The organism is Desulfitobacterium elongatum, assembly GCF_055378975.1.
On sequence record NZ_AP038772.1, the window covers coordinates 159,478 to 176,110 of the forward strand.

12 protein-coding genes are annotated in these 16,633 nt (G+C 45.2%); all 12 read left to right on the forward strand.

The annotated features are described in order from the left end of the window. Positions 1–9: 9 nt before the first annotated feature. The 12 genes from ACZ42W_RS00810 to ACZ42W_RS00865 all read left to right on the forward strand — a co-directional run bounded on the left by ACZ42W_RS00810 (position 10) and on the right by ACZ42W_RS00865 (position 16,471). Positions 10–723 (forward strand): TVP38/TMEM64 family protein, encoded by a 714-nt coding sequence (locus tag ACZ42W_RS00810; protein WP_464167719.1) that lies wholly within the window; start codon positions 10–12, stop codon positions 721–723. A gap of 262 nt (positions 724–985) precedes the next feature. Then, entirely contained in the window at positions 986–1,672 is a 687-nt protein-coding gene (gene ftsE / locus ACZ42W_RS00815) for a cell division ATP-binding protein FtsE (RefSeq protein WP_464167721.1), read from the forward strand. Beyond that, positions 1,662–2,546 carry a permease-like cell division protein FtsX gene (gene ftsX, locus ACZ42W_RS00820; protein ID WP_464167722.1) on the forward strand — a complete coding sequence of 295 codons (885 nt, stop codon included), beginning with the start codon at positions 1,662–1,664 and terminating at the stop codon, positions 2,544–2,546. Before ftsE ends, ftsX begins: the two co-directional genes overlap by 11 nt. Positions 2,547–2,582: 36 nt before the next feature. Beyond that, positions 2,583–3,716, forward strand: coding sequence for a murein hydrolase activator EnvC family protein (locus tag ACZ42W_RS00825; RefSeq protein ID WP_464167723.1), 1,134 nt, complete (start codon positions 2,583–2,585; stop codon positions 3,714–3,716). Positions 3,717–3,831: 115 nt separating this feature from the next. Continuing rightward, the gene (locus tag ACZ42W_RS00830) at positions 3,832–5,019 is read left to right on the forward strand and encodes a S41 family peptidase (protein WP_464170833.1); all 1,188 of its coding nucleotides are present in this window, start codon (positions 3,832–3,834) and stop codon (positions 5,017–5,019) included. Between the two features lie 386 nt (positions 5,020–5,405). After that, a complete protein-coding gene (locus ACZ42W_RS00835; RefSeq protein ID WP_464167724.1) occupies positions 5,406–7,070 on the forward strand; it encodes a ribonuclease J in 1,665 nt (554 codons plus the stop codon). Between the two features lie 160 nt (positions 7,071–7,230). Beyond that, positions 7,231–8,262: a hypothetical protein gene (locus tag ACZ42W_RS00840; RefSeq protein WP_464167725.1), complete on the forward strand. Its 1,032-nt coding sequence runs from the start codon at positions 7,231–7,233 to the stop codon at positions 8,260–8,262. A 113-nt stretch (positions 8,263–8,375) separates the two neighbouring features. Beyond that, a complete protein-coding gene (locus tag ACZ42W_RS00845) occupies positions 8,376–9,860 on the forward strand; it encodes a sugar ABC transporter substrate-binding protein (protein WP_464167726.1) in 1,485 nt (494 codons plus the stop codon). Positions 9,861–10,041: 181 nt separating this feature from the next. Further along, a complete protein-coding gene (gene uvrB / locus ACZ42W_RS00850; protein WP_464167727.1) occupies positions 10,042–12,093 on the forward strand; it encodes an excinuclease ABC subunit UvrB in 2,052 nt (683 codons plus the stop codon). Between the two features lie 411 nt (positions 12,094–12,504). Continuing rightward, entirely contained in the window at positions 12,505–12,672 is a 168-nt protein-coding gene (locus tag ACZ42W_RS00855; protein ID WP_464167728.1) for a hypothetical protein, read from the forward strand. Positions 12,673–12,757: 85 nt separating this feature from the next. Beyond that, the gene (uvrA, locus tag ACZ42W_RS00860) at positions 12,758–15,577 is read left to right on the forward strand and encodes an excinuclease ABC subunit UvrA (protein WP_464167729.1); all 2,820 of its coding nucleotides are present in this window, start codon (positions 12,758–12,760) and stop codon (positions 15,575–15,577) included. Positions 15,578–15,664: 87 nt separating this feature from the next. Beyond that, positions 15,665–16,471 carry a Cof-type HAD-IIB family hydrolase gene (locus ACZ42W_RS00865; RefSeq protein ID WP_464167730.1) on the forward strand — a complete coding sequence of 269 codons (807 nt, stop codon included), beginning with the start codon at positions 15,665–15,667 and terminating at the stop codon, positions 16,469–16,471. The last annotated feature ends 162 nt before the right edge of the window (positions 16,472–16,633 follow it).

Here is a 16,633-nt window from a genome sequence, read left to right on the forward strand (position 1 = left end):
GCAGTACCTATGAACGATCATGATAGAAAGGTCCCAGTGTTCAATATAGTGTTGCTGGCAGCCTTTATAGTTTTTCTTGCGCTTGTCACTGTGAAATATGCCCCAGTGGTAACGAAGCTAGCAAGTGAACCGGCAAAATTTAGAGATGTGATACACTCTTACGGATATACAGGGATTTTTGTGTTTATATCTGTACAGATTCTACAGGTGGTAATTGCAGCCATTCCTGGGGAAGTCGTGCAAATTGCAGGAGGCTATATCTATGGAGAGTGGCTAGGAGCTCTGTACCTGATCCTGGGTGCAATTGTGGGGTCAGTAATAGCCTTCTTTGCCTCTCGACTCTTGGGATATCCGCTTGTAAAAGCCTTTGTCTCTGAGGAGAGGCTTGTTAAGTTTAAATCTTTGCTGGAAAGACAAAAGTCGGATATTATTATGTTTATTTTGTTTCTGCTGCCCGGGATTCCGAAGGACATCTTGACGTATATCGCAGGACTAACTCCAGTGAAACCCTTGAAATTTTTAAGCATTGCCGTAGTAGCAAGGCTCCCTGCTCTTTTTGTCTGCGCCTATATTGGTGCGAACTTAGAAGAGAAAAATTACCTTAGGGTGGTTGTCTTGTCCGCTGCAGCTGTAGTGCTGTTTTTCTTGGGTGTTCTTTTTAAGGATCAGGTAATTGATAAGCTACACAAGCTGCTACATTCTCGTAAAACGAATGAGGGATAGCTATAATATTTGCCCGGGGACAGCAATGATGTCCTGATCAGAGAAGGATAAAGTTAAAGATAAAAAGAAAACATGAGTCCATGATTTGGTAGTAATGATCAAGTCATGGCTTTTTCTATTCTGCCAACTTATTTTTTTTGCAAGAAGTTTTGGGTGAGACTAAAATTTACTAACAGGAAATCAATGCCTAATGTCGAATAAAGTTATAGGTTTGGGAAAAAAGGGAGCTGTCACGTGTAATTCAAGGAGGATTAAGATAAAGATGATCCAATTGACGAATGTATCTAAGATTTATTCGAATGGTGCCAGGGCCCTTGTCGATATTAGTCTGAAAATAGACAAAGGAGAATTTGTTTTTCTGGTTGGGCCAAGTGGAGCAGGAAAATCTACACTTATCCGATTACTGTACCGTGAGGAGCTGCCGACCCGTGGACAAGTAACTATGAATGGCAAGAATTTGATTCGCATGCGTGAGCGCGAGGTTCCACAGCTACGCCGCAATATTGGGGTAGTCTTTCAGGACTTTCGGTTACTCCCGACCAAGACGGTTTTTGAAAATGTAGCGTTCGCTCTTGAAGTTATCGGAGTTGGACGGCGAGAAGCCCAAAAACGGACAATGGCTGCAATCGAGCTTGTGGGGCTAGGAAAGAAAGAAAAGGCTTTTCCTAATGAATTATCTGGAGGAGAGCAACAACGAGTTTCTGTGGCACGCGCGATTGTTAATAATCCCGCTTTACTTGTGGCTGATGAGCCCACGGGAAATCTCGATCCTGAGACCGCTTGGGATATCATGGAACTGCTTCATAATATCAACCGAAGGGGGACGACTGTTGTTATGGCGACCCATGCTCGGGATATTGTCGATCAAATGCAAAAACGAGTCATAGCGATTGAGGATGGAAAAGTAGCGCGAGATGAGCAACGGGGGGCGTATGGATATGACGCTTAATTCTTTGGATTACATCTTCCGTGAAGTGTTTAGTTCGATTCGTCGAAACGTCTGGTTAAGTTTAGCCTCTGTCCTAACCGTGATGATCTCACTTGTGATTTTGGGGGCATCTGTCTTCTTTTTACTCAATGCCTCAAATTTAGCCGAGAATTTTGAATCCCAATTAGAAATAGCTGTTTTTGCTCAAGATCGCCTGAACTCTACCGAAGTACAGACTTTGGGGAAAGAGATCGAGGGGTTAGCAGGAGTTACGACAGTCGAGCTTGTCCCTAAGGAACAAGCGCTGAAGGAGTTCTCTAAATCCATGAGTTCAACCTCGATTGTTTCTGATTTGGGAGAAACAAATCCCTTCCCCGATAAATTTACGGTGCAGGTCACGGATCCGCAACAAGTGAATAGCATCGCGGATTCAATTAAGGGATTCTCTGGCGTGGATAATGTTGTTTATGGTAAAGAGATTGTTGAAACTCTTCTGAAATTCACGAATTGGCTTCGTTGGGTCGGGATCTCTATCGTCCTTGCTTTTGCCATAGCATCTCTGGTACTGATTTCACTTAATATTAAAATGAATGTCTTTTCCCGTCGCCGTGAGATTCAAATTATGAAGCTCGTCGGGGCAAGTAATGGCTTCATCCGTTGGCCTTTCCTTATCGAAGGAATGTTTTTAGGATTAGTCGGAGGACTTTTAGCCATTCTCATCGTCGGGTTTGGGTACAATTGGCTGGCAGAATATATCCGATCGACTCTTACCTTCATACCCGTCGTGGAAGAAGCTAGCCTCATCTGGCGAGTCCTGGGGATACTTATTCTATCCGGCATGGGACTTGGTGCAGCAGGGAGTGTTATTTCCCTACGGAAGTTCTTGAGGGCTTAACGGTGAGCCTAACTTTCTTATATTGGAGGGAAAAAGATGCTACGAAAACGAGGGCCAATTGCCCTTTTACTCACAACCATCCTGATTGGGAGTTCAGTTATTCCTCTGCAAGCGGGAGAGCTTGAAGACGCCATGCAGAAGCAGGAACAACTTCGTCAGCAGGAGCAGCAGGCGCGTGGTCAGTTGAATCAACTTACGTATTCTGCAGATAAGTTAAAGAATCAAATACAGGATTTAGCTTCCCAGATTACTGTCGCTCAAAGTACGCTCACTCAGAAGCAGACGGCCTATAACAAGGCTCAGCAGGATGTTGCTCTCTCTGAGAAGGAGCTTAAAGAACGCCAGAAAGAACTCGATAATCGCCGGGAAGTCCTGAGACGACGAGTTCGGGAAATCTATCAAGAAGGACAAATTAGCTACCTCGAGATACTTTTCCAATCGGAAGATTTGAGCGATTTCATTACACGTTTAGAGTATTTTAATAAGCTGGTTGCGAATGACCAGAAGATACTTTCCGACATTGCCAAGGAAAAAGAACGAATTGAAGAGAAGACAAAGGAACTTCAGACCCGCCGAGATCAAGCTGCGAGCCTGCAGGCCCAAGCGGTACAGGCAAAGGCAGATTTAGATGGGAAGAAACAGCAGCATCAAGTGGCCTTAAATAATAATAAGAAAGCTCAGGATGCAATCTTTGAGCAAATCGATAAGATGCAAGCTGATTCGAATGCCTTAGGAGAAAAAATTCGAAAATTAACGGCTAATTCATCAGGTAAAGTCCATGGAACGATTAGCACCTATCCTCTTCCTGGTTATAAAGAAATTAGTGATTCTTACGGCTGGCGAATCCACCCGATTACCCACAAGAAAAGTCTACATACAGGAACGGATATTCCAGCACCCACTGGAACACAAGTTCAGGCTGCAGGTGCAGGCGTCGTTATCATGGCAGGCTGGTATGGTGCCTATGGAAACGCCGTAATTATTGACCATGGAGGCGGCTATACCTCTCTTTATGGGCATAACTCCAAACTGAACGTTTCTGTCGGGGATACTGTAAGTGCTGGAGACATTGTCGCTTATGTTGGATCTACCGGTTGGAGTACTGGACCCCATCTTCATTTTGAAGTTCGGGTGAATGGGGAGCCAACGGATCCATTACGATTTTTCTAGTAAGTATTTCCCGAAGTGGATAAGCATATAATATCCCAAGGATGTTTAAAAGATGGGTGATTGCCATCGGGTACTGGACGTTGAAAGAGACGAGGGCTCAACTTAGGAAGGGGTTATCATTTTGCAGGAGAGAAGTTGGAAAGAGTATCTGAAAAACTTGGGATGGGTTCTCATTATCGTCAGTCTGCTTTTTACCGTGATTGTTGGAGGATTTGTTGTAACCAATCTTGAACACGTTGGGCGATTAGCCCGGGTCGTTCAACTCATCCAAAGTGATTACTTAGAAAAGGCGCCGATTGATAAACTCCTTGATGGAGCGACAAAAGGAATTGTAGATTCCCTTGGAGATCCCTACTCGGTCTATATGAATGCCCAAGAAAATCAAGAACTCATGGAGCAGATCGAGGGGAAATTCGGAGGGGTTGGAATTATCTTAAGCATGAAGGACCCACAGAAACTTGTAGTATTAAGACCCATTAAAAATACTCCAGCCTCTAAGGCGGGGCTTCAACCCGGGGATGTTATCTTAAAGATCGATACCGTGGATGCCACAACCATCGACCAAGAAAAGGCTGTCTCTCTCATGCGCGGAGATCCGGGAACGAAGGTTACTCTCGTAGTTTATCGGGAAAGTTTGAAGCAGAGCGTGACAATTCCTCTGACCCGGGAACGAATTTCTGTGCCGACGGTTGAAGGGCAAGCCTTACCAGGAAATCCTGACATTGCCTATGTGAGTATTACACAATTCTCTTCGAATACCGCTCAGGAGCTTCATGAAGTCTTCAATAGCATGGATATTAAGAAGTATAAAGGTGTTATCTTAGATCTCCGCTATAATCATGGGGGAGAATTAGAATCCGCTGTAGGCGTTGCAAGCTATTTTGTCCAACCGGGGCCTGTGGTGTATATCGTGGACAAAGACGGAAACACCTTGACCAAAGCCTCAGAAGGGAACTACCTTGGACTGCCGTTTGTGGTTCTTGTGAATGAGGAAAGTGCCTCTGCAGCAGAGATTGTATCCGGAGCGATTAAAGATCGGGGGACAGGAGCACTTGTTGGGGTGAAAACCTTTGGTAAAGGAATCGTCCAAACGATCTACCAGCTAGACAAAGGGACAAGTGTAAAACTAACCACCGCAAAGTACTTAACACCTAATAAAGTCGATATTCATAAAAAAGGAATTGAACCCGATGTCAAAGTCGAACTAAAGAAAGGTGAAGAAGCCACTATTTCACCGACTACCACGAATTTCGATCCACAGTTAACTAAGGCACTACAGGTGCTTAGAGAAAAGACAAAATAAAAAGCAAAAGAGAAACAAGACCGCACGTTTGCTTTGAAAAGCAAGTGTGCGGTCTTCTAATTGATCTAGTAATTATTCTTAACAATTTACGACCCAAATAGAGGAAGGCACTAGAGGTGTACCGCCTCTATAACTACCTCTATAACTTGCATATGCTCATAAATTATGATATAAATAAACTAATTGTTTCTGAGCGGAGAGTCGGTTACTACGAGATGCATGCATATTAACACCGGGGCGTTTGTGTTTATATGTAGCTATCTCGTTATTTCTTGCTGCAAAAAACAAATAATTGATGGTCACCTGCACGAAGATTGGTGGCTTACTATTAAAACTATTAAAGATGTACATGGCGATCTACCATGATATACACGAGGAGGTAAATCTTGACTAAAGAAAACAAATTACAAATTATTCCTCTTGGAGGAGTAGGGGAAATCGGGAAAAATATGACCGTTATCCGGTATAATAATCAGATACTTCTTATTGATGCGGGTCTTTCCTTCCCCGATGACGACATGCCTGGGATTGACATCGTCATTCCTGACATGACGTATCTTATCGAAAACAAAGAGTTAGTACTCGGGATTCTGATCACGCATGGACATGAAGATCATATCGGAGCACTTCCCTATTTACTCAAAAACTTAAACGTCCCTGTCTACGGAACACGCTTATCCCTTGGCTTAATTCAGACCAAATTAAACGAAGCGAAATTAGGTCAAGTCACAACTCAAGAGATTGCGCCTCGAGATACTGTGAAGCTTGGTGTATTCAAAGTTGAATTTATCAATGTAAGTCACAGTATCCCCGGAAGCGTTGGTTTAGCCATTCATACTCCGATGGGAACCATCGTTCATACTGGAGACTTTAAGTTAGATCATACTCCGGCGAGCGGGGCAATACTTGACGTACACAAGTTTTCTGAGCTGGGAGACAGAGGAGTACTCTGTTTGATGTCCGACAGTACGAATGTAGAACGCCCTGGATTTACTAAATCCGAAAAGTTCGTCGGGCAAAATATCGATGAAGCCTTTGCGAGTGCGGATGGGAGAATCATCTTCGCCAGCTTCGCGTCGAATGTCAATCGCCTTCAGCAAGCTATTACGGCAGCCTACAAATACAATCGAAAAGTGGCTGTAGTTGGAAGAAGTATGGTCAATGTAGTCGCTATCGCCTCTGATTTGGGGTATCTGGATATTCCAGAAGGCACGTTGGTCGAAGTGGATGAGATCGTTAACTTGCCTGTTGATGAAGTATGCATCCTCACAACAGGGAGCCAAGGGGAACCCATGTCTGCCTTAACACGAATAGCTCAGCATGACCATCGTCAAATATCCATCAGTCCTGGGGACACGGTCATTATCTCGGCATCGCCGATTCCAGGCAATGAAAAGGCAATCGCTCGTAACATCGATATGCTCTTTAAGCTTGGAGCAAAGGTAATCTATGAAACGATTTCGGGGATGCATGTTTCTGGACATGCTGGTCAAGAAGAACTTAAGCTGATGCTTAGCATGGTTAAACCCCAATACTTTATTCCTGTACACGGAGAATATCGCATGCTAATGAAGCATGCAGAACTAGCTGGACAACTTGGGATTCCCCAAGAAAATACGTTTATTGCGGAAATTGGGAATGTCATCGAGTTTACACGTCAGGGTGCAAGAATTGCGGATAAAGTACCTTCAGGTCGAGTCCTCATCGATGGCTTAGGTGTTGGCGATGTAGGAAATATCGTCTTGAGGGATCGAAAGCAGCTCTCGCAAGATGGAATTCTCATCATTGTTCTGACTCTAAACGGTGCTACCGGTACTATCATGTCTGGCCCTGATATCGTCACTCGTGGATTCGTCTACGTTAGAGAATCTGAGCTGATGCTTGACGAGGTTAAAGAAATCACGCGTAAAACCATGACTCGTTGTCAGCAAAACGGCATCCGAGATTGGGCTAGTTTAAAAAATCAGATCCGCGATGTGGTGAGTAAAAATCTCTATGACAAGACAAAGCGTCGTCCGATGATTATCCCAATACTTCAAGAAATTAAATAATGGTATACTTGGGAACGGTCTTAACCGTTCCCCTTTTATTTAAGGGAATGTCCTTGCTCATACATAAGACCGCATTGATTATTTCTTAGGTTCAACCGTAACCCCCGCGGAGCCTCTTGCATACACTACACGGCGAGCAGACTTAACAGGGGGTAGGAACATGGGGAATAAACCAGGTGTTCGTCATTACTTTGCTGAGGGGGTTACCAATCGCGGGTACATATCACTCCTACCGAATATGATGTCAGAATGGAACCGTACTTATGTCCTCATGGGAGGCCCAGGAACTGGAAAGTCCACTCTCATTAAAATGGTGGGTTTGGAACTTCTGGATCGGGGCCATGAGGTCGATTTTCTGCGTTCAGCCCGAGACCCGGATTCTATTGCCGGACTGTTAATTCGTCGCTCTAACTTGGCGATGCTCGATCTTTATGAAATCGCCCCACTTCGCTGGCGTGCACCGGGAGTGGTCGAACGCTTTATCGACTTTTCCGCCTATTGTAATCTACGTAATCTAGATAAACAGCACCAGTCGGTGCTTGAGTTGGAGAGAGGAATCAATCAAGCTCAACAAAGAATCGGAGAAATACTGGCGGAAGAATTTGGAGAGAAAGTACGGGAAAGGCTCTATTTAAACAGGGATGGGGGAAGACCTTGGCTCCCCAGCCTCTACGCCTCAGACATTTTTAAAGAAGCTCAAGGACCTTGGACAAAGGCCCAAGATGCACTAAAGAAGCTACAGAAGAGTGCTATCAATTCATTTTTCCTCCATGGAATGGATTGTGAAGGATGGCTGAATCTTGCGCCCCATTACTTAATGGAATATGATCAGATACGATTCGATGGGGAAGAAGCCCGTGAGGCTATGGATTGGGTACTTAAAGAAGCCGAGCAATTGGGGCAAGTTATTGATATTGTGCTGCATCCTCTTTATCCGGATGAGATTCTAGGTATTATTTTTCCCGAACGTAAGCTCGTGATCTGGCAGGGAGATCCTGAACATTTAGAGGATCAAGGACTGGGTTGCCCCTTTAGCAAAGATTTAAAAGAGGCCTTAGTTCAAGCTCAGAACCTCAGAGGCCTTCTAAAATCAATTTATATGGATGTCATTGATTTTAATCAAGTGGATATAATAAGAGATGAAATAATGAATTCCATCTTAAGAGACATTGAACTTAAAAAAACGATTTGAAGACTTGAGCAGGATTGAGAAGCAGGAGCTTATGGACCGATGAGTCATCGGATAATTCATAAAATCAGGGGGAAACTAAGATATGGATTCGAGCCTGGAAAGGAGCGTGTCCCATGAAAAGAATTCTCCTGGTTTTTTTTGTTATCCTTTTAAGCTTAACCCTTACGGGTTGCAGTCTACAAGACCTACTGGGGAACAAGAAGCAGAAAACCTCCAGCAAATCTACTCAAGACAATCAGAAGCAGATTATTGCGGTTGCCTTGAATGATGAGGACCCGAATAAAGCTTTGATTCTCCGTGGGATTGAAGACATGGCAAAAAAGGAAGACATGGAAGTGAAAGTCCTCTCTGCGCAGGATACAGCAAGCGGGCAGCAGGCGGAAGGCAAAACGGGTTCACAGTCTAAAAGCAACGGAAATTCTAAAGACCAGAAAAAGGAATCTCCCTTAAAAGACGCTAAGATTCTTATCTACCAAGGTGGGAATAAAGAATTTCTCCAAAGTGCGCAAGAAGATAAGGTCCCTATTCTGGCTTTAAATGAAGTTCCCGCAGGAGTCAAAGCGGCTGGGGTAATTCTCCCAGACCCCAATCAAGCTGGAGAGTTGATGGCACAGCCCATACTAAACAAAGTCAATGAGGGACAAGTTGTCTTTTTACAAGGAGATCCTGGGGATAGCGCAGCTCAGGAAGCCTTAGCAGCGCTGAGACGAGTTCTGAACAAGAATCCAAAGATTACCGTTCACTCCATTTCAAACCCATCAGGTTCGGAATCTATTGCAAAGCAGGGATTGATTGAATACCTGAAAAAGAATCCGGACAAAGTGCAAGTCATTTGCGCCCAAAATGAAAAGCTAGCGGCTCAAGCGTATGAAGTTCTCAAGGCCCAGCAACTCGAAAAGAAGATTCTATTAATCGGAGGCCAAGCCAACATACAATCCCTTCAACGAATGGCGTCAGGCGGACAAATTGCCGATATTGATACCGCACCCTACATTCAAGGCGTGAATGCATTCCAGTGGGCACAAAAGATTGTCAAAAATGAAGCCCTAGATATAAGCGCATCGTTAACGGGTGACCAGGGAGAAGTCCCTGCGAAAATTGTTCCTGTAAAGACCGTGACTCCTGAAAATTTAGCGGTCGTTCAAAAAAGTTATACAAAGGCCGCAGAGGCTCAGAAGCAGGAAGAGGCGCAGAAGCAAAGTGAGAGCAAACAGGGATCTAATCAAAAGAATCAAGGAAGCTCGCAGAGCAGTGATAGCAAACAGGGTAGTTCACAGAATGAGAGTAAACAAGGAAGTTCCTCTTCTCAAGGAGGAGAACAGCAACAGCAAACGGGCGGGAATATGCCTCAAGGTGTAAGTAAAGTGACAGAGAAAATCCGTACTGAAATCACGCGGGAGTATCTGGACGCTCAAGGGAAAGTTATCGGAACTGAAAAGAATGCAAACGACCAAGTTCGGACGATTCCCCCGGAAATGCTCCTTCAAGAAATGCAACAGTCAAAGCAAGGAGGACAACAAGCAAGTAAGGATAGTAAAGATAGCGGTGGCGAAGAAAAAAAGGCAAGCGAAGGAGATAAGAAAGAGGAAAAGAAATAAGCAAGACGAAGGGAAGTATCAAATCCTCTTAAGGTTACCAGAAAATAGAATCTAAAAAGCCGAACATATTTTCGGCTTTTTTGTTTTGTTTCGGATAAATAAGTGATATAATTCTGTTTAGAATGATTTGAAGTGCGGAAGTTTCTAAAGCAGCATTATCGAAAGGAGATTGGAGCATCCCATGGAATTTAGCTTACATGCCCCATATCAGCCCGCCGGGGATCAGCCGCAGGCGATTGATGCTCTGGTCGCTAGTATTAATGATGGTAGACGCCATCAGACCTTACTTGGGGTAACCGGTTCGGGAAAGACCTTTACCATGGCGAACATTATCGAAAAGGTTCAGAGGCCCACACTGATTCTAGCCCATAATAAGACACTCGCAGCTCAGCTCTATAGTGAGTTTAAGGAGTTCTTTCCTGAAAATGCAGTCGAGTACTTCGTGAGCTACTACGATTATTATCAGCCGGAGGCCTATGTTCCTTCGAGTGATACCTATATTGAAAAAGACTCCTCGATTAATGATGAAATCGAGAAAATGCGCCACTCAGCGACAGCTGCACTCTTTGAACGGCGAGATGTCATTGTTGTAGCGAGTGTATCTTGTATCTACGGCTTGGGTTCTCCTGATGAGTATCGTGACCTCGTCGTCTCCTTACGTCAAGGGCAAGAGATTGACCGCAATGATATCTTGCGGAAACTGATTTCTATTCAGTATGACCGTAATGATATAGCTTTTCAACGAGGAACCTTTCGTGTGAGAGGGGATGTTGTTGAGGTTTATCCGGCCGGTTCAAGTGAGCATGCCATTCGGGTAGAGATGTTCGGTGACGAAATCGAACACATCTATGAAATCAATATTCTTACAGGGGAGATCCTCGGTGAGCGAAAACATATCTCGATCTTCCCGAACTCTCACTATGTTACCGCCCGAGATAAAGTGATGATCGCTGCAGAGAACATTGAGCAAGAACTAGAAGAGCGGCTTAAACTCTTTAAAGAAGAAAATAAGCTTCTTGAGGCTCAGCGCTTGGAGCAACGGACACGATATGATTTGGAAATGCTTCGAGAAATGGGCTTTTGTAATGGAATCGAGAACTATTCACGGCATTTGACCTTCCGCGAAGCTGGAGAAACACCCTACACCTTACTTCATTATTTCCCTGAAGACTTCTTAATGATGATTGACGAATCCCATGTAACCCTGCCGCAAGTCCGAGGAATGTATGAGGGGGATCGGTCGAGAAAAACCACCCTAGTGGATTTCGGCTTCCGGCTACCTTCAGCACTTGATAATCGCCCTTTGAAATTTGACGAGTATGAACGTCTTGTCACTCAACGCCTCTATATCACCGCAACTCCCGGACCCTATGAACTTGAACACTGCCCACAGATTGTGGAACAGATTATTCGTCCGACCGGTCTGCTCGATCCAGAAATTATTGTCCGACCCAGTAAAGGACAAATTGATGATCTCATCAGTGAAATCTTCCAACGGATCGAGCGGCATGAAAGAGTACTTGTTACGACCTTGACAAAGAAAATGGCCGAGGACCTGACGGATTACTTTAAAAATCTAAATATTGCAGTGAAGTACCTCCACTCAGATATCACCACACTTGAACGTGTCGAGATTCTTCGCGAATTACGTCTGGGTGATATTGATGTCATCGTCGGAATCAACCTCTTACGGGAGGGCTTGGACCTGCCAGAAGTTTCACTCGTCGCAATTTTAGATGCGGATAAGGAGGGCTTCCTCCGTTCCGATCGATCCCTCATACAGACCATTGGTCGTGCCGCGCGGAATTCAAACGGTAAAGTAATTATGTATGCCGATAAAATTACCAGATCTATGAAAATTGCAATTGATGAAACAAACCGTCGCCGGGCGCTCCAACAGGAACACAATGAGAAGCTGGGGATTACGCCGCAGACCATCATAAAACGGATTTATGAAGTGCCTGAAGCGACGAAAGTCGCGGAGAAGAAAGCCGCCTATGGAAACAAGCTTCCGCCTGAAGAACTTGCAGAACTTATCAAGGGCCTCGAGCAAGAAATGCGCCTGGCTGCCCGAGAAACAGATTTCGAACGCGCAGCAGAAATTCGTGATGCCATTATCGAGCTCAAGGGCGAGGAAAACAAATATAAGCGACCGACCCAAGGTCGCCCCAGGAAGAAGGATGCTTCAAGCGCTAAAGGAAAAGCACCAGCACAGAAGAAAAAGGCAAAATAAGCTTATATCATTAGATTCGAAAGGCCGTATCTGCAAGTCGAGTTGCGATACAGACGCTCGGAAATACGCTCGCAGACCGAACTAAGGGCTAAACTGCTTCATGCAAGCTGCGGGGTACCCGCCTAAATCGCTCCTGCTTAGTAGGCGGCGAGCCACATCGTGTGGCTCGCCCCGCTGTCTGGGGTGCAGTTTAGCCCAAGTTCGGTGGCTGCTCGCGAAGAAACCTCGCTTACTGTATTCGTAACTCATTTTGCAGTATGATTCGAGAAATGTTTGCTGAAGTTTGGCCCTGCTTTTTAGAGTTTCAGGAGAATACTTTGGAAACAACCCAAGGAATTTGCTTTGCAAAAGTAAACGGCTTCTAAGCGAGCAGGAAACAAAACTTCACGAAGAGTTTGTAGCGGAGATGGGTTGGAAACACGACGTTTCCAACCGGCCACGAGTCAGGAGACGATTTGGCCACGAAAGCCTCCAGTGGAGGGTTTCGCCCAAGCCGCCTGCTACAAAGATAACTTAACGGCGAAGGTGAACCCATCGGAGCGGAGAACTCGAGCGATTAGTTTTGTCCGCGCAGCTTAAAGAGTGAACGTTGTAAAGCAAATTCCTGGAGACAAATTCTTAAATTAAATTTTAAACTTTACGCCATCTAATCGAGGAGGAACTTATGACCCAAGAATTCATCAAAGTGCGCGGCGCCCGCGCCCATAACCTGAAAAACATCAACGTCGACATCCCCAGAGACAAACTTGTCGTCGTCACAGGACTATCCGGATCAGGTAAGTCCTCTTTAGCATTCGATACCATTTATGCCGAAGGACAGCGTCGCTATGTGGAGTCCTTATCTTCCTATGCACGCCAGTTTTTGGGCCAGATGGACAAGCCAGATGTTGATTATATCGAGGGGCTATCCCCCGCTATTTCCATCGATCAGAAGACAACAAGCCGTAACCCTCGCTCCACTGTAGGAACGGTTACGGAAGTTTATGATTATTTGCGCTTGCTTTATGCCCGAATCGGACACCCACACTGCCCACGCTGTGGACGCGAAATTAGTCAACAAACTGTTCAGCAAATGGTTGATCAGATTATGACCTATCCAGAACGGACAAAGCTTCAGATCCTTGCACCCTTAGTCAAGGGGAAAAAAGGAGAGCATGTAAAGGTTTTTGAAGACGCTCGTAAGGCAGGGTATGTACGTGTTCGCGTGGATGGCGAGAATCGTGATTTGAGCGAAGAGATTAAGCTCGAGAAGAACAAAAAGCATTCGATTGAGGTAGTCATCGATCGGATCGCTCTGAAGCCTGAGAGTGCAGCCCGTCTGGCTGACTCCTTGGAAACTGCCTTGAAACTGAGTGAAGGCAATGTCCTCGTGGATATCATCGACGGGGAAGAAATTCTCTTCAGTGAAAATTTTGCTTGCCCAGATTGTGGGATTGCTCTTGAAGAAATCTCGCCTCGCCTTTTTTCCTTTAACAGTCCGTTCGGAGCCTGTCCTGCTTGTACAGGCTTGGGGGCAAATCTGGAAGTCGATGTAGACCTGGTCGTTCCTAACAAGAAGTTATCTTTAAATGAGGGAGCTGTAGCCCCTTGGGCTAAATCCCAATCGAGTTATTATCCAGCGATGATGTCAGCAGCCAGTGAGGCTCTTGGATTTACGATGGATACCCCTCTAGAACAACTTACAGACGAACAGTGGAAAGGGCTTCTTTATGGGATAGATAAGCCTATAAAATTTCACTATATGAATGTTTTCGATCAACCTAAAGTCTATAGTGCTCCCTTTGAGGGATTACTCCCTTATTTTGAACGACGCCATAGGGAGTCTACCTCAGACTATGTGCGGGCGGAGATGGAAAACTTCATGAGTGAGCGCCCATGCCCAGCCTGTGGGGGGAAGCGTTTAAAGCCGGAAGCCTTAGCTGTCAAAGTTGGGGAGATTTCTATCGATGATCTCACTCGGATGCCTATTACAGAAGCCTTGGAGTTCGTGAATCGAGTAGAGCTCAGTGAAAAGGAACAAATCATAGCCCAACAGATTCTTAAAGAAGTCCGTGAGCGGCTAGGGTTCCTCGTCAATGTGGGCTTGGATTACCTCACGCTTCATCGGGCTGCGGGAACACTTTCCGGTGGGGAAGCTCAGCGCATTCGCTTGGCTACACAGATTGGATCGAGTCTCATGGGGGTTCTTTATGTTCTGGATGAACCTAGTATTGGCCTTCATCAACGGGATAATGCTCGACTCCTGATGACCTTAGAGAGGCTTCGAGACTTAGGGAATACCCTTCTAGTGGTCGAACATGATGAAGATACCATGATAGCAGCGGATCATATCATTGATATAGGTCCGGGAGCTGGTGCTCATGGAGGACAAATTATTGCGGAGGGAACGCTTGAGGAGATCAAAGCTAATCCGAACTCTGTAACCGGGCAATACCTTAGCGGCAGGAGAGAAATCCCGGTTCCTACCGAGCGGCGCAAGCTGAATGGGAAGTGGTTAGAGGTTAAGGGCGCCAGAGAGAATAACCTAAAAAATATCAATGTACGGGTTCCGCTGGGAGTCTTCACAGTAGTCACTGGAGTTTCAGGCTCAGGAAAAAGTACTCTAGTGAATGAGATTATATACAAAGGTCTCGTAGGTCGACTGAACGGCGCAACAAGGGTTAAGCCCGGCCTCCATAAGAGCCTCGAAGGCCTAGAACACCTTGATAAAGTCATTGATATTGATCAATCGCCAATTGGTCGGACTCCCCGATCGAATCCAGCAACCTATACTGGAGTCTTTGATTTTATCCGCGAACTCTTTTCCCAGACTACAGAGGCTAAGCTGCGTGGCTATGCTCCTGGCCGATTTAGCTTTAATGTCAAAGGAGGACGCTGTGAAGCGTGCCGTGGGGATGGAATCATTAAAATCGAGATGCACTTCTTACCTGACGTCTATGTTCCTTGTGAAGTTTGTCGAGGTCAACGTTATAATAGAGAGACCCTCGAAGTAAGATATAAAGGAAAAAGTATTGCAGAAGTCTTGGATATGACCGTCGATGAAGCGGTTGAGTTCTTCCAGGTTGTTCCAAGGATTGCTCGAAAGATGCAGACACTACAAGATGTCGGACTTGGATACATTCGGCTAGGACAACCGGCTACGACCTTATCCGGTGGAGAAGCCCAGAGGATTAAGCTTGCAACGGAGTTAAGTCGTCGAAGTACTGGAAAAACGATTTATATTCTGGATGAACCGACAACCGGATTGCACACTGCCGATGTCGATCGTCTGCTCCAGGTTCTGCACCGTCTTGTTGACGGAGGAGATACCGTTCTCGTTATCGAGCATAATCTCGATGTCATTAAAACAGCTGATTATCTAATTGACCTAGGCCCTGAAGGTGGAAACAAAGGGGGGCAGGTCTTAATCGCCGGGACTCCAGAAGAGGTAGCAGTCTTCCCCGAGTCCTATACGGGACAATTTTTAAAGAAATATTTAAGCTAAAAATAGAGGCTGCCAAATTGGCAGCCTTTGTTAGAGGAATGCCACGCTACTTGTCGAATAAACGCAAGGTAAGGAGATGAAGACACTGTGACGATTCAATTGATCGCAACGGACTTGGATGATACTTTACTTCGAGATGATCGTACCCTTTCAGAACGGGTCATTCAAGCGATTCGCAAGGCACGGGAACAAGGCGTTCATGTCACGTTTGCTACAGGGCGGATGCCCGTTTCAGCTCTGCCATATGTAGAACAATTGGGGTTAGATGTACCGATTATTACTTATAACGGGGCAATGATTCAAGAGGCCCTGAGCGGGGAAATCCTATACCGAAAGGTAATCCCAGTAGAGACGGCCCGTGAGATTGTAAGATGGTTGCTGAATCAGGAGGTCCATCTTCATGTGTATCGAAGGGATCAGGTTTTTGTTCAGAAAATGAATGATTGGTCTATGGGATATGCAAAGGCTATACGGGTTCCCGTCGAAGAAACTAATCTTATCGAGTTACTTCAGCGTGAAGAGGATGGAATAGAAAAGATTATTTTGTTTGGTGAGAACAAGGAGTTAGAAGCCTGGGGTGAGAAAATCCATGAAGAGTTTACGGGAAAAGTACACATTACCCGTTCCAAACCGCACTTCCTGGAGTTGATCCATCCTGAAGTCAATAAGGGAGTTGCTCTAACAGCTTTGGCAAAACGTTTAGGGATTAACCAAGAGAATGTCATGGCGATAGGAGATAATTTGAACGATATTGAGATGATTCGCTGTGCTGGGCTCGGAGTAGCCATGGAAAATGCCCGTCAGGAAGTAAAGGAAGCAGCTGATGTCGTTACGACTTCAAATCAGGATGACGGTGTAGCCCAAGCTATTGAAAAGTATGTCTTGAAGGGGTAGGAAAGTCATTACGCCTCGATGTGCGCCCTCGATTATAGAAGTTAATTAAGTGAAGCCTCTAACTCTTTACAGCCCTTTGGAATAAATTACAGGTAGGATATTGTCTTAAATCGTAACAGATTTTATTATAGTTTACGTCTATATTTGGTGGATAATCTTGTA